A 14,222-nucleotide genomic window follows, 5' to 3' on the forward strand; every position below is an offset into this window, starting at 1 on the left:
CTCCGAAAATATGATCCGTACAGCCCTTCTCTCCGTCTCCGATAAAAATGGCATCGTGCCCTTTGCAAAATCCCTTCATGAACAAGGCATTAAGCTCATCTCTACTGGAGGTACTGCAAAGCTTCTGGCAGAAAATAATCTGCCTGTTGTTGAAGTTTCTTCCTTGACGAAATTCCCCGAGATGCTAGATGGTCGCGTAAAAACTTTGCACCCGATGGTGCATGGTGGTCTTCTGGCTCGCAGGGACTTCCCAGAGCACATGGCTGCCTTAAAAGAGCATGGAATCGACACTATCGATATGCTCGTCATCAACCTATATCCATTTAATGAGACGGTAGCTAAAGACAGCTGTTCATTCGAAGACGCGGTAGAAAATATTGATATCGGTGGCCCAGCAATGTTGCGCGCAGCAGCTAAGAACCATCAAGATGTGACTGTATTGATCTCTCCAGAAGATTACGCCCCTGTATTGGCAGAAATGAAGGCCAACAACAATACTGTTTCTTATAAGACAAATTTAGCTTTAGCCAAAAAAGTATTTGCACATACTGCTCAGTATGACGGCGCTATTGCCAATTACCTGTCTGCTTTGGGTGATGACTTGGATCACAAAGCGCGTTCTGCTTACCCAGAAACTTTGCATCTTGCTTTTGAAAAAGTGCAAGAGATGCGTTACGGTGAGAACCCACACCAATCTGCAGCCTTCTATAAAGACATTTACCCTGTTGATGGCGCGCTAGCTAATTACAAACAGTTACAAGGCAAAGAACTTTCCTACAACAACATTGCGGATGCTGACTCTGCCTGGGAATGCGTGAAGAGTTTTACCGGTAACGCCGGTGGCGCTGCCGCTTGCGTCATTATTAAACACGCCAATCCTTGTGGCGTAGCTGTTGGAGCTAGCGCTCTTGAAGCCTATCAAAAAGCATTTAAGACCGATCCAAGCTCAGCCTTTGGCGGTATCATTGCCTTTAACGTTCCTTGCGATGGTGCAGCAGCAGAAGCGATCTCCAAGCAATTTGTAGAGGTGTTGATTGCTCCTAGCTTTAGTGATGAGGCAAAGGCAATTTTTGCTACCAAACAAAATGTACGTCTTTTAGAGATCCCATTGGGCGCTGCATTTAATACCTTTGATTTCAAACGAGTGGGTGGTGGCTTGCTCGTGCAATCACCTGATGCCAAAAACGTTCTCGAAAATGAAATGCGTGTTGTTAGCAAACGTCTACCAACTCCAAGCGAAATGCATGACATGATGTTTGCATGGCGCGTTGCTAAATTTGTGAAGTCCAATGCCATCGTCTATTGCGCAAATGGCATGACTCTCGGTATTGGTGCAGGCCAAATGAGTCGTGTTGACTCAGCACGTATGGCCAGTATTAAAGCCGAGAACGCAGGCTTAAGCCTAAAAGGCTCTGCTGTAGCAAGCGATGCCTTTTTTCCGTTCCGTGATGGCTTGGATATCGTTGTTAACGGTGGCGCAAGCTGTGCGATTCAACCAGGTGGCAGCATGCGTGACGATGAAATCATTGCAGCCGCAAATGAACATGGTATTGCCATGATCTTTACTGGCACACGTCACTTCCGTCACTAAGCAAACGGGAAGTAATAAACAAACTTATGCGCTGGATAGGAATCGACCCAGGTTTACGTACCACTGGTTTTGGTGTCATTGATGTTGATGGCCAAAAACTAACCTACGTAGCCTCCGGAACGATTGAAAGCGGTGATCCAGCCAAAGGCTTGCCTGAGCGCCTAGGAGCTCTCTATGCTGGCCTTAAAGAAGTGTTAGAGACCTATCGCCCAGAGTCAGCTGCAATTGAAGAAGTCTTTCTAAATGTGAATCCTCGTTCAACACTAATGCTAGGTCAAGCAAGGGGTGCCGTGATTGCCGCCCTCGTATCTGAAAAACTCCCGGTAGCTGAGTACAGTGCACTCCGAGTCAAGCAAGCCATTGTAGGCACTGGTCGTGCTGCTAAGCCACAAGTTCAAGAAATGGTGAAGCGTCTTTTGAGACTGAATCGCGCCCCAGGGACGGATGCTTCTGATGCATTAGGTGTTGCAATCTGCGCTGCCCATCACGCGCAAATGCCAAAGGCAATTACAGCGGCATTAATACCGAAGAAACGCAGCAAGTAAAAAAACACATCACAGGTTAAGATCTCTACATGATTGGTCGCATTCAAGGTACTCTCGTTTCAGTTCATCCTCCTCGCCTCTTGGTCGATTGCCAAGGCATTGGTTACGAGGTTGATGTACCCATGAGCACCCTGTATCAACTTCCTCAAACTGGTCAAAAAATTACGCTCCTTACGCACTTTCAAGTTCGTGAAGATGCGCAGCAACTTTTTGGCTTTGCTACCGAGACAGAGCGTGAGGCATTTAGGCAGCTGATTAAGATTAGCGGCGTTGGCTCCCGGACCGCACTGGCAGTTCTCTCTGGCATGAGTGTCAATGAGTTAGCCCAAGCAATTGCTCTTCAAGAAGCTGGACGCCTCACTCAAGTACCAGGCATTGGCAAGAAAACCGCTGAACGTCTTTGCCTGGAGCTCAAAGGTAAGTTAGCTCCTGATCTCTGTATTACAGGTGGCAAACCACAGGTGATTGAAGCTAGCAGCGAAGTCTTGCAAGCACTCTTGGCATTGGGCTACTCAGAAAAAGAAGCCCTTTTAGCTCTCAAGCAAATCCCGCCAGAGACAAATGTATCGGATGGTATCCGTATGGGCTTGAAGTATTTATCTAAAGCCTAATGCCAAACGGAACTAAACTCTAAACATGGCAATTCATACAGACGACCTAAGCTCCATCCCTGAAGATTTACCGGAAGGCAATGACCGCATTGTGAGCGGCTCAGCCGGCAATGCTGAAGCCGTCTTTGAGAGAGCGCTACGCCCAAAACAACTCGATGAGTATGTTGGTCAAACTAAAGCGCGCGCCCAACTAGAGATTTTCATCAGCGCTACAAGAGCACGTCAAGAAGCTTTAGATCACGTTCTCCTATTTGGACCTCCCGGCCTTGGTAAAACCACATTGGCCCACATCATTGCCAGGGAACTTGGCGTTAACTTGCGCCAAACCAGCGGCCCCGTACTTGATAGGCCCGGTGATCTTGCTGCCCTGCTAACCAATCTAGAAGAAAACGATGTTCTCTTTATTGATGAGATTCATCGCCTCTCTCCAGTGGTGGAGGAAATTCTGTACCCAGCACTAGAAGATTACAGCCTTGACATCATGATTGGCGAAGGCCCTGCAGCACGCAGCGTAAAGATTGATCTCAAGCCATTCACATTGATTGGCGCAACTACTCGTGCCGGCATGCTGACCAATCCACTACGTGATCGCTTTGGTATTGTGGCAAGACTGGAGTTCTACACCACTGAAGAACTCACCAAAATCATTACGCGCTCTGCCAGCCTACTCAAAGCCGATATTGACCCAGAGGGATCAATTGAGATTGCGAAGCGCGCTAGAGGCACTCCACGTATCGCCAATCGCCTATTACGTCGCGTACGGGACTATGCTGAAGTCAAAGGCACCGGCACGATTACCAAAGCGATGGCCGATGCAGCGTTGAAGATGCTTGATGTTGATCCGAGCGGCTTTGACGTAATGGATAGAAAATTACTAGAAGCTATCTTGCACAAGTTTGATGGTGGCCCAGTCGGTATCGATAACCTTGCTGCCGCTATTGGCGAAGAACGCGACACGATTGAAGATGTTCTTGAGCCTTATTTGATACAGCAAGGCTACTTACAGAGAACCTCGCGTGGCCGAGTAGCCACTCGTCAGGCTTATGAGCACTTTGGACTCACGCCACCCAGTGGCAGTGCCAGCTTAGATATTTAAGCTAGCGTTACTTTTGCAAACTTCCGTTTGCCAACCTGCACCACGTAAGTTCCAGCTTCAACTTTAAGTTGTTTATCAGTAATTGTTGTGCCATCAATCTTCACACCGTTTTGCTCGATATTGCGATTCGCCTCTGATGTGGATGGGGCTAAACCAGCAGCTTTCAAGAGATTAGCGATTTGCATTGGCGCCCCAGAAAGATTTACTTCTGGAATGTCATCAGGTACACCGCCTTTAGCGCGGTGATTAAAGTCTTCTAATGCTTTTTCTGCAGCTGCTTGCGAATGAAAGCGTGCCACGATTTCTTGTGCGAGTAGTACTTTGCAATCTTTTGGATTTCGACCAGCAGCAACTTCTTGCTTCATCAAGTCGATTTCAGCCATTGGGCGGAAAGAAAGCAACGTGAAGTAATCCCACATCAATTCATCGGAGATGCTCAAAAGCTTGCCAAACATTTCTCCCGCCGGCTCGCTGATGCCAATGTAATTCCCTTTGGACTTGCTCATCTTATCCACGCCATCCAAACCAACTAGGAGTGGCATCGTCAAAATACATTGTGGCTCTTGGCCATATTCACGCTGGAGCTCGCGCCCAACTAAGAGATTAAATTTCTGATCAGTACCACCAAGCTCTAAGTCGCTCTTCAAGGCAACAGAGTCGTAGCCTTGCATCAATGGATACAGGAACTCATGTACAGAGATAGGTACGCCACTACGGTAGCGCTTTGTAAAGTCATCGCGCTCTAACATCTGCGCAACGGTATATCTCGCTGCTAACTGAATCATGCCGCGGGCGCCTAACGGGTCACACCATTCACTGTTGTAACGCACCTCAGTTTTTGCAGGGTCAAGCACCATGCTCGCTTGACGATAGTAAGTCTCGGCATTTACCGCAATTTCTTCTGCAGTTAATGGTGGGCGAGTAGCATTACGTCCAGATGGATCACCAATCATGCTGGTGAAGTCACCGATCAAGAAAATAACGGTATGACCTAAATCTTGTAATTGACGCAATTTATTCAAAACAACCGTATGCCCCAGGTGAATATCAGGCGCCGTTGGATCTAAACCTAATTTGATTCTGAGCGGGGTCTTGGTAGCCTGACTACGTGCCAGTTTTTGCACCCAATCTGCCTCAACCAATAACTCATCACAGCCACGCTTTGTGACTTCAAGTGCCGCATAGACTTCGGGAGTCAAAGGATATTTTTGTTCTGGTTTGGCCGTCATGCTGATTCGGATTGCTGATTCAGTTAAATTAGTAGTTAAATTGCTAAAGCATAATTGTCGCATTCCTGAGAGCACTATGAACAAACCTCAATCCCTCTACATCGGCCTCATGTCTGGCACTAGCCTAGATGGGATAGATGCTGTGCTGGCCAAGATTGGGCCTAACGGTGAGGCATGCGCTCAAGATGCTGTAAGCACCCACTTTAGCCCCGAGCTCCGTAAAGCCCTATTTGAACTCCAGAGCCCCGGTCCTAATGAGCTCCATCGCGAGAAACAGGCAGGCAATGCCTTGGCCTTAGCTTATGCAGAAGCAGTGGAGCAACTGCTTAAAAAAGCGAATCTACTGCCATCAGATATCACTGCGATCGGCGCGCATGGCCAGACCATTCGCCACCAACCACATCTTGGTGATATGGCTTATACCCACCAAACGCTCAATCCTGCCCTCTTGGCAGAAAAAACAGGCATCGATGTCATTGCTGATTTTAGAAGCCGAGATATGGCCGCGGGTGGGTATGGCGCTCCTTTAGTCCCAGCGTTTCATGCGCAGCAATTTTCAGAAGATAAAAATTTAGCCATTCTCAATATTGGCGGTATTGCCAACCTCACGCTACTCCCTAAAATTGGGCAAGTGACTGGCTTTGATTGTGGCCCAGGCAATATGTTGATGGATGCGTGGATACAAGAGCACCAAGGTAATACATATGATGAGAATGGTAGCTGGGCATTGCAAGGAAAAGTCAACGAAGCGCTTCTCGTAAAAATGTTAGCAGATGGTTTCTTTAAAAAAGCTCCGCCCAAGAGCACTGGCAGAGACGACTTTCATCTGGATTGGTTGCAAGAAAAATTGAGTGGTGAAAATTTTCTTTGCGAAGATGTGCAGGCGACCCTGCTTCATTTAACAGCGCACTCTGCCCTAGAGTCTCTAGCTTCCTATGCCCCGCAAACCCAGAAACTAATTGTCTGTGGCGGTGGCGCCCGAAATAATGCTTTGATGAATTTACTGAAAGTTAAAGCGCTGCATTTCTTCAAACAACCCCTAGAAATTACAACGAGTGATTCTGCTGGGATTGATCCACAATTAGTTGAGGGCCTTGCCTTTGCATGGCTTGCGTGGGCACACAAAGAAAAACGGCCAGCAAATTTGCCAGCCGTTACGGGAGCGAAAGGTCCTAGAATTCTGGGCGCTTGCTACCCCGCTTAAATAACTAAAATTTTTTCTTAAGCAGAGAAAGAAGATCCGCAGCCACAAGTTGTTTGTGCATTTGGATTCTTAATCACAAACTGTGATCCGTTGATATCTTCTTTGTAGTCAATCTCAGCGCCAACTAAATATTGGAAGCTCATTGAATCCACCAGCAAAGTAACGCCATTCTTTTCAAAGAGGGTGTCATCTTCATTCACAGCATCATCAAATGTGAAGCCGTACTGAAAGCCTGAGCAACCACCGCCTTGCACGAATACGCGGAGCTTCAACTCTGGATTGCCTTCTTCTGCAATCAAGTCAGCCACTTTTGCAGCGGCGCTATCCGTGAACACCAAAGGGGTTGGTGGTTCAGCTAAATCTTGTGCGGTTTGCGTAGCTAATTCGGTCATGATTCACTCCTAATTCAAAAGGGTATGTCTTATTTTAGGCTTTTAATGCCCAGTTTGCTGAAGGGTCATTACGGGGATACAGCTATCTGGGTGAGCCCCGTAGTCTCAGGCAAGCCAAACATGAGGTTCATGCATTGCACGCCCTGACCTGAAGCGCCCTTCACCAAGTTGTCCTCGACCACCAAAATCACCAAAGTATCACCACCGCCTGGACGGTGGATTGCAATCCGAATGCCGTTGCTGCCACGTACTGAACGTGTTTCTGGATGACTGCTTGCAGGCATCACATCAACAAATGGCTCGTCTTTATAGAAAGTCTCATACAGCTTTTGGTAGTCAATATCTTTACCAGCATCAGTCAAACGCACATATAGCGTTGAATGAATACCTCTAATCATCGGCGTTAAATGTGGCACAAAGGTCAGGCCAATTTGATCGTGACCAGCAATCGCTTTTAAGCCTTGCTCGATCTCTGGAAGATGACGGTGGCCTTTTACGCTATATGCTTTGAAGTTATCGCTAGCTTCAGACAATAATGTACCGATCTCTGCTTTACGCCCAGCGCCAGAGGTGCCCGACTTGGAATCAGAAATAATATGAGTGCCATCGATCAAGTGTTTCCCACCTGTCGATTTTGGTGACAGCAAAGGCGCGAGACCAAGCTGGACAGATGTTGGGTAGCATCCAGCCAAACCAACGACACGGGCTTTTTTAATCGCATCACGATTAATCTCTGGCAAACCATAAACGGCTTCAGCCAAAATTTCTGGGCAGCCATGCTCCATGCCGTACCACTTGGCAAATTCTTTAACGTTCTTCAAACGAAAGTCTGCAGCAAGATCCAAAACCTTGACATTGTTAGCAAGTAATTCTTTTGCTTGCGCCATGGCAACGCCATGCGGAGTTGCAAAGAACACAACATCACATTCGTTTAATTTAGCTTCATCAGGTGTTGTGAATTTCAGATCAACATGGCCACGTAAAGATGGGAACATCTCAGCCACAGGCATACCCGCTTCTGTACGAGAAGTAATTGCAGTCAGTTTTACCTCGGGATGCTGCGCTAATAAACGCAATAATTCCACTCCGGTATAACCAGTGCCACCTACGATGCCAACTTTAATCATGCCATTCTCCAAAATACCGACTGATGAATTTTATTTCTTTAATACCTAGATTGTAGAAACAAAAAGGGCCGCTTGCGCGACCCTTTCGATAAAACTTAAGCGACTGAAAGAATTAGCGCTTGCTGAACTGCTTACGACGACGCGCGCCGTGCAGACCAACTTTTTTACGCTCAACTTCACGAGCATCGCGAGTTACCAAACCTGCTTTAGACAGAGTTGGCTTCAAAGCGTTGTCGTAGTCGATCAATGCACGAGTAACGCCGTGACGAACTGCACCAGCTTGGCCAGTTTCACCGCCACCAGAAACGTTTACTTTGATATCAAAGGTCGTTAAGTGGGCTGTGAGAGCCAAAGGCTGACGAGCGATCATGCGTGATGTTTCACGAGCAAAATAAGCATCAATAGGCTTACCATTAACAATGATGTCGCCTTTGCCAGATTTAATGAATACGCGCGCAACAGAACTCTTGCGGCGACCTGTACCGTAATTCCAATTTCCGTAATTAATAGCCATTTGGTTTCCTTAAATCTCTAACGCTTTTGGCTGTTGAGCCGCATGCGGATGATTGGCGTCGCCGTAGACTTTTAATTTCTTGATCATGGCATAGCCTAGTGGGCCTTTTGGCAACATACCCTTCACAGCCTTCTCCAAAGCGCGACCTGGGAAACGGTCTTGCATCTTGTCGAAGTTAGTCGAGCTAATACCACCTGGGTATCCGCTGTGACGGTAATAAATTTTGTTCAAGCCTTTAGTGCCTGTGACACGGAGCTTAGAAGAATTGATAACGACAATAAAGTCGCCAGTATCAACGTGTGGGGTGTATTCAGGCTTGTGCTTGCCGCGTAGACGGAGTGCCACTTCACTGGCGACACGACCGAGGACTTTGTCCGTAGCGTCAATCACGAACCATTCATGCACTACCTCATGGGATTTTGCAGAAAAAGTTTTCATGATTTCTCAAATTGTTATGGTCAAAAAAAATTACTCCAACCAAACTACGTCCACCTTGGCCCTGCTTATGTTTGCAAGCTCGCAGATTCTGCAATTTAACTGGTACAACAAATTACCGCTGACCGGCTCGGTAATTCAGTAAAGCCTTGAATTGTAACCTAAAAAAAACCCAGGAACGAGTCCTGGGTTGGAATCCACCTATGTTTGGGTGGAGGAGACACTGGGAGGTAAGTCGCAGTCTTATACAAGACTGACTACCAATATGGTTATTCTACACAAGGAATATGGTGCAACGCAAGAATATTGACCAAAATCAATTTTATGATGCTTTTAGGCTATTTTTGGTAGAAAACATCATGACTTAAAAATTGGTAAACTGTTGATAATATTGATTAATTTAGTAAGTTAGGGGTCACTACGATGGATTGTCGAGTATCTTGGTTGGGTAATGGTGGCATGGCTTTTTCAGCTGAAACTGGCAGTGGCCACCTTGTCAACATGGATGGAGCCCCAGAAGCAGGTGGCAGAAACCTAGCTCCAAGGCCAATGGAGCTCCTTTTAGCTGGCGCGGGCGGCTGCTCTGCATTTGATGTGGTTTTAATCCTACAAAGGGCCCGTCAGGCCATTAGCGGCTGCGAAGTGAACCTCAAGGCAGAGCGCGCTACAGAAGACCCTAAAGTATTCACTAGGATCAATTTGCACTTTACGGTCAAAGGAAAAGAACTTGATCAGGCCAAAGTAGAACGTGCGGTCAAGCTATCACACGAGAAGTACTGTTCAGCCACCACCATGTTGGCCAAAACTGCAGAACTGACCTATAGCGTAGAAATCGTTTCAGAATAAGTGCAGAGTCAATCGATAAGCCGGATTCTGTCGCCTAGATTTGCATCTAGGGGCAATCATTCCTCTAGGCCGGCAGTTACCTGACGGCTCAAGCTCCCTACCCGCAGACTCAGCGGGACGCCTCATCGCCTGCTTACTTGGGATTGCTCCAGGTGGAGGTTACCGCGTTTCACCGTAACTAAATACGCTCGTCTCTGTGGCCCTATTCCTCACGTCACCGTGGATGGCCGTTAGCCATCACCCTTCCCTATGGAGTCCGGACTTTCCTCCCCCTCAATTAAGAGGCGGCGATTGCCCAATTGACTCTGCGCCTGCAGTCTAACGCAGTCAGAGCAATTTAGCTAAAAAGTACTAAGTCTTGTTTTTTAAACGAGTGACCAAGCAATCGTTTCGCCAGCACGTAGTGGCACGATAGTGTCATCACCTAAAGGCAATTCAGCAGGGATGTTTTGGGCTTGCTTTGCCAAAGTAATTGTTTTGCTATTACGCGGCAAAGAATAAAAATCGGGCCCAAAGAAACTCGCAAAGCCTTCTAACTTGTCCAACTTCCCGACACTTTCAAAAGCTTCGGCATATAAACCCAACGCATTAAAGGCACTGTAGCAACCAGCACAACCACAGGCAGCTTCTTTAGCACCTTTCGCATGTGGCGCACTATCAGTACCCAAAAAGAAGCGGGGATTTCCACTCGTTGCGACCTCGAGCAGAGCAACGCGATGCTCTTCACGCTTCAGCACAGGCAAACAATAATTGTGTGGACGAATGCCGCCGGAGAAAATGGCATTGCGGTTCATTAATAAATGCTGTGGAGTGATTGTTGCAGCAATCGTATTTTTTCCACCAGTGACTGCATCACGAACATAGTGAGCAGCTTGCTTGGTGGTGATGTGTTCAAACACAATCTTGAGATCAGGAAATTTTTTTCGTAATGGCTCTAATACTGTATCGATGAAGACCGCTTCCCGATCAAAGATGTCAATGTCAGCACTGGTGACTTCACCATGCACTAGTAGTGGCATACCAACTGCCTGCATTGCCTCTAGAGCAGCATGACAATGCTTAAGGTCACTGACACCAGCATCGCTATTGGTAGTTGCTCCCGCAGGGTATAGTTTGAATCCCACAATACCAGCAGCCTTGGCCTTACGAACCTCATCGGCAGAAGTGTTATCAGTCAGGTACAAAGTCATCAATGGTGTGAAATCACTCACTCCCAGAGACTTTAAATTCGATTCAATACGAGATTGATACGCTTTTGCTAAATCCACGGTAGTGACCGGTGGCTTCAAGTTGGGCATGATGATGGCGCGAGCAAATTGACGCGCAGTATCCGCCAACACATCCTTCATGACTTCACCATCCCGAATATGCAAATGCCAATCATCTGGCTGAATCAATTGAATTTGTGTTGAAGTATTAGACATATTATTTATTAAGCAAGATGATGCGGAAGTCATTCACATTCGTAAGTGTAGGGCCAGTTTCCACTAAAGCGCCCAATTCTGCAAAGAAGCCATAACAATCGTGTGCCAATAGGAATTTTTCTGATTGCAGACCGGAGCTTAAGCTAGCCTGCCGAATACTCTCATCAAACCATGCCCCTGCATTCTTTTCGCTGCCATCAATACCATCGGTATCAGCAGCCAAAGCAGCAATATTCGGCGCATCGGAACTGGCAGCAAATAGAGAGAGTAGATATTCACTACAACGACCACCGCGACCCTTCACACCTGCCGGAATAGTGACAGTGCATTCACCGCCAGAAATCAGAGCAAGCGGTTGATCAAACCCCTTGGCTATATAGTCACGCATTAAAGCAGCCTGTGCAATACCAACTTCTTGAGCTTCGCCAGTAATCGTGTCACCCAAAACAATTGGCTCGTATCCTTGGTGACAAACATACTCTGCAGCAGCTTCTAGACTTTTATAAGCAGTTGCAATGACATGATTCGAAACTTGACCATCCACTAAATCAGCATCTTTTAAGGTCTCAGGGATCTCTCCTGCTAAACCTCGCTTGAGATGAGCAAGAACAGATATCGGAATAGTAGGTGTATCTAAATCGTATTTTTGCAAAATATTGAGTGCATCCAAATAGGTGGAGTAATCCGCAGCACAAGGACCGCTAGCAATATCGGCAGGTGAGTCGCCTGTGACGTCAGAAATCAATAAAGCTTCCACTCTTGCGCCACGTGCAATCGCAACCCTGGCCAAGTTACCACCCAAAATTGCAGATAGGTGTTTGCGCACCACGTTCATTTCTTCAATCGGGGCACCACTTCGCAAAAGCGCTTCTGTGGTCTTGCGCATGTCATCAATAGAAATGCCTTCTTGAGGCAAAGTCAGAAGGCTTGAGCCTCCCCCAGACACCAAAGCGATCAATACATCACCTTGCTCTAATTGCTTTGTTAGCGCCAATACTTCCACGGCCCCATCCATACCAGCCTGATCGGGCACTGGATGTCCAGCCTCAATAATCTTTATGTAGCTTGTTGGTGAGTTGTGGCCGTAACGCGTCAGCACAACCCCATCTAATGTAACCTGCGGCCAATTTGCTTTTGCATAAGCTTCTAATGCACTAGCCATGGAAGCGCTAGCTTTGCCGGCACCAACAACCAAACACCTTCCCCTGGGTTCTTGCCCCCTAGGAAATATCTTTGCCAAATACTGCGGAACAATCAATTGTGGATCAGCAACTGCCACAGCAGCAGCAAATGCATTTTTCAAAATAGCTTCGGTGCTTTTGGTGATTGGGGTCGAAGATTTGCTTAGAGTCATAAAGTTATTCTAATCAAGAGTGGCGCGCTCTTGCATCTGCCACATCTCAGCATATTTCCCATTTACTGCAAGCAACTCCTCATGAGTGCCATGCTCCACAATTTGCCCATGATCCATTACTAAAATTTGATCAGCATGAATGATGGTTGAAAGGCGATGGGCAATGATGAGTGTTGTGCGGTTCTTAGCCAAACTGAGAAGTTCTTCTTGAAAAGCACGTTCGGTTTTAGAGTCGAGCGCTGAAGTAGCTTCATCAAAAATAAGCATGGCAGGTTTCTTTAAGAGTGTTCTTGCAATAGCAACTCTTTGTTTCTCACCCCCAGATAGTTTGAGACCCCGCTCGCCAACTTGAGTGTCATAACCCTCAGGCAAGCGCTTAATAAAGCTATCAATTTGCGCAGCTCTGGCTGCCTCCTGCACCTCCTCTATCGATGCAGAGGGATTGCCATAGGCAATGTTGTATCCAATCGTGTCATTAAATAGCACGGTATCTTGCGGCACGATACCAATAGCTTTGCGCAAACTAGCCTGAGTGACGTCCTGAATATTTTGACCATCAATCAAAATCTTTCCTGATTGAACATCATAGAAACGAAAGAGTAATCTTGCGAGAGTGCTCTTTCCGGCGCCACTTTGACCAACCACCGCTGTAATCGTCCCAGCAGGAATATTGAAGCTCACATCGCGGAGAATTTCACGCTTAGCATCATAGTGAAACGATACGTGCTCAAACCGCACGTCTGGGCCACGATCATGATTTTCAATTTGGAGTGTCTTAGCATCCGGTGAATCCGCTATCTCTTTGTCAGTATTGAGTAAAGAAAACATGCGATCCATGTCAGTCAATGCTTGCTTAATCTCACGATAAATCACACCTAAGAAGTTCAGAGGGATATAGAGCTGAATCATTAAGGTATTGACCAAGACCAAATCGCCCAAAGTCATGGTGCCATTGACTACGCCAACCGTAGCGCGCCATAGAATTAGCATTAGACCAACTGCAATAATGATTTGCTGCCCAAGATTCAATACAGCCAAAGTCTTTTGTGACTTCACAGCAGCCGATTGATAGCGCAGAAGATTTTCATCGTAACGATTGGCTTCAAATGCCTCGTTACCAAAGTACTTCACTGTCTCGAAATTTAATAAGGAATCAATCGCCTTTTGATTGGCTTTCGAATCCATATCATTCATCGTGCGACGAAAATGTGTGCGCCACTCAGTAACTACGACTGTGAAAACAATGTAAAGAACCAAGGCGACTAAAGTAATCGCAGCAAACCAAATATCGTAGGAGTAAGCAAGGTAGCCTAAGACCAAACAAAATTCGATCAGTGTGGGCAGAATGCTATAGAGAGAATAAGAAATCAGTGACTGTATGCCACGTGTGCCGCGCTCTATATCTCGACTTACGCCGCCAGTCTGACGGGCAAGATGAAAACTCAGCGCTAAGGAGTGCAAGTGCTCAAAAACTTGAAGCGCTACTTTACGAACTGCGTTCTGGGTGACCTTAGCAAACAATGCTTCGCGAAGTTCTGTAAATACAGATGCAAAAATTCGTAAAAGGCCATAGGCAACAATAATTCCCAAGGGAACGACCAAAAGTACTTGCGGTGAATTGACATTGATATTTAAAGAATCAATTAAGTCTTTCAACACAATTGGTATGCCAAGATTGGTAACCTTGGCGGCAATCAAACAGCTAAGGGCAATCAAGACCCTAAAGCGATATTCCAAAAGATAAGGGAGAAGGTCGCGAATAACGCGCCAGTCACCGCGCCCCGCTGTTTTTGAATCTGCGCTACCGTGATGATGTCCCGATGAATGTCTCATCGCTCTATCTTATTCCTTATT

The 14,222-nt window shown here is 46.7% G+C and carries 14 protein-coding genes and 1 other RNA gene; 6 read left to right on the forward strand and 9 right to left on the reverse strand.

Annotated features, from left to right (window positions below; genetic code table 11):
* Nucleotides 1-10 precede the first annotated feature (10 nt).
* Genes purH through ruvB form a run of 4 tightly spaced genes read left to right on the forward strand, consistent with a single transcriptional unit; the run spans nucleotide 11 to nucleotide 3,843 of the window.
* On the forward strand, nucleotides 11-1,591 hold the full coding sequence (gene purH, locus PKF022_RS08665) for a bifunctional phosphoribosylaminoimidazolecarboxamide formyltransferase/IMP cyclohydrolase (protein WP_281776622.1): 1,581 nt from the start codon (nucleotides 11-13) through the stop codon (nucleotides 1,589-1,591).
* Between the two features lie 26 nt (nucleotides 1,592-1,617).
* Complete coding sequence (gene ruvC / locus PKF022_RS08670; protein ID WP_281776623.1) at nucleotides 1,618-2,136, forward strand: crossover junction endodeoxyribonuclease RuvC; 519 nt, start codon at nucleotides 1,618-1,620, stop codon at nucleotides 2,134-2,136.
* A 29-nt stretch (nucleotides 2,137-2,165) separates the two neighbouring features.
* The gene (gene ruvA, locus PKF022_RS08675) at nucleotides 2,166-2,747 is read left to right on the forward strand and encodes a Holliday junction branch migration protein RuvA (RefSeq protein WP_281776624.1); all 582 of its coding nucleotides are present in this window, start codon (nucleotides 2,166-2,168) and stop codon (nucleotides 2,745-2,747) included.
* A gap of 25 nt (nucleotides 2,748-2,772) precedes the next feature.
* Nucleotides 2,773-3,843 carry a Holliday junction branch migration DNA helicase RuvB gene (ruvB, locus tag PKF022_RS08680; RefSeq protein WP_281776625.1) on the forward strand — a complete coding sequence of 357 codons (1,071 nt, stop codon included), beginning with the start codon at nucleotides 2,773-2,775 and terminating at the stop codon, nucleotides 3,841-3,843.
* Here the strand turns inward: ruvB and tyrS are convergent.
* A complete protein-coding gene (tyrS, locus tag PKF022_RS08685; RefSeq protein WP_281776626.1) occupies nucleotides 3,840-5,072 on the reverse strand; it encodes a tyrosine--tRNA ligase in 1,233 nt (410 codons plus the stop codon). The two genes, ruvB and tyrS, sit on opposite strands and share 4 nt — an antisense overlap.
* 76 nt (nucleotides 5,073-5,148) lie before the next feature.
* Here tyrS and PKF022_RS08690 point away from each other — a divergent pair, with 76 nt between their 5' ends.
* Nucleotides 5,149-6,276 (forward strand): anhydro-N-acetylmuramic acid kinase, encoded by a 1,128-nt coding sequence (locus PKF022_RS08690; protein ID WP_281776627.1) that lies wholly within the window; start codon nucleotides 5,149-5,151, stop codon nucleotides 6,274-6,276.
* 17 nt (nucleotides 6,277-6,293) lie between these two features.
* Here the strand turns inward: PKF022_RS08690 and erpA are convergent, their stop codons facing one another.
* From erpA to rplM, 4 genes are all read right to left on the reverse strand, one after another.
* The gene (erpA, locus tag PKF022_RS08695; RefSeq protein ID WP_088526457.1) at nucleotides 6,294-6,668 is read right to left on the reverse strand and encodes an iron-sulfur cluster insertion protein ErpA; all 375 of its coding nucleotides are present in this window, start codon (nucleotides 6,666-6,668) and stop codon (nucleotides 6,294-6,296) included.
* A gap of 68 nt (nucleotides 6,669-6,736) precedes the next feature.
* The gene (gene argC / locus PKF022_RS08700; RefSeq protein WP_281776628.1) at nucleotides 6,737-7,795 is read right to left on the reverse strand and encodes an N-acetyl-gamma-glutamyl-phosphate reductase; all 1,059 of its coding nucleotides are present in this window, start codon (nucleotides 7,793-7,795) and stop codon (nucleotides 6,737-6,739) included.
* A 112-nt stretch (nucleotides 7,796-7,907) separates the two neighbouring features.
* Entirely contained in the window at nucleotides 7,908-8,309 is a 402-nt protein-coding gene (gene rpsI, locus PKF022_RS08705) for a 30S ribosomal protein S9 (RefSeq protein WP_011903720.1), read from the reverse strand.
* Nucleotides 8,310-8,318: 9 nt separating this feature from the next.
* A complete protein-coding gene (gene rplM / locus PKF022_RS08710) occupies nucleotides 8,319-8,747 on the reverse strand; it encodes a 50S ribosomal protein L13 (RefSeq protein ID WP_011903721.1) in 429 nt (142 codons plus the stop codon).
* Nucleotides 8,748-9,167: 420 nt separating this feature from the next.
* On the opposite strand from rplM, the gene PKF022_RS08715 reads away from it, so the two are divergent.
* Complete coding sequence (locus PKF022_RS08715) at nucleotides 9,168-9,590, forward strand: OsmC family protein (RefSeq protein ID WP_216230902.1); 423 nt, start codon at nucleotides 9,168-9,170, stop codon at nucleotides 9,588-9,590.
* Here PKF022_RS08715 and rnpB read toward each other — a convergent pair.
* The 4 genes from rnpB to PKF022_RS08735 all read right to left on the reverse strand — a co-directional run bounded on the left by rnpB (nucleotide 9,591) and on the right by PKF022_RS08735 (nucleotide 14,201).
* An RNA gene (gene rnpB / locus PKF022_RS08720) (RNase P RNA component class A) lies at nucleotides 9,591-9,897 on the reverse strand. It abuts the gene before it with no gap.
* Between the two features lie 58 nt (nucleotides 9,898-9,955).
* Nucleotides 9,956-11,014 carry a dihydroorotase gene (gene pyrC / locus PKF022_RS08725; RefSeq protein ID WP_281776629.1) on the reverse strand — a complete coding sequence of 353 codons (1,059 nt, stop codon included), beginning with the start codon at nucleotides 11,012-11,014 and terminating at the stop codon, nucleotides 9,956-9,958.
* Between the two features lies 1 nt (nucleotide 11,015).
* Nucleotides 11,016-12,368, reverse strand: a complete 1,353-nt coding sequence (locus PKF022_RS08730) for a glycerate kinase (protein ID WP_281776630.1) — start codon at nucleotides 12,366-12,368, stop codon at nucleotides 11,016-11,018.
* A 9-nt stretch (nucleotides 12,369-12,377) separates the two neighbouring features.
* Nucleotides 12,378-14,201, reverse strand: a complete 1,824-nt coding sequence (locus PKF022_RS08735; protein WP_281776631.1) for an ABC transporter ATP-binding protein/permease — start codon at nucleotides 14,199-14,201, stop codon at nucleotides 12,378-12,380.
* Between the last annotated feature and the right edge of the window lie 21 nt (nucleotides 14,202-14,222).

Origin of the sequence: Polynucleobacter sp. KF022, from assembly GCF_027924105.1 — a bacterium.
Classification (GTDB): Bacteria; Pseudomonadota; Gammaproteobacteria; order Burkholderiales; family Burkholderiaceae; genus Polynucleobacter.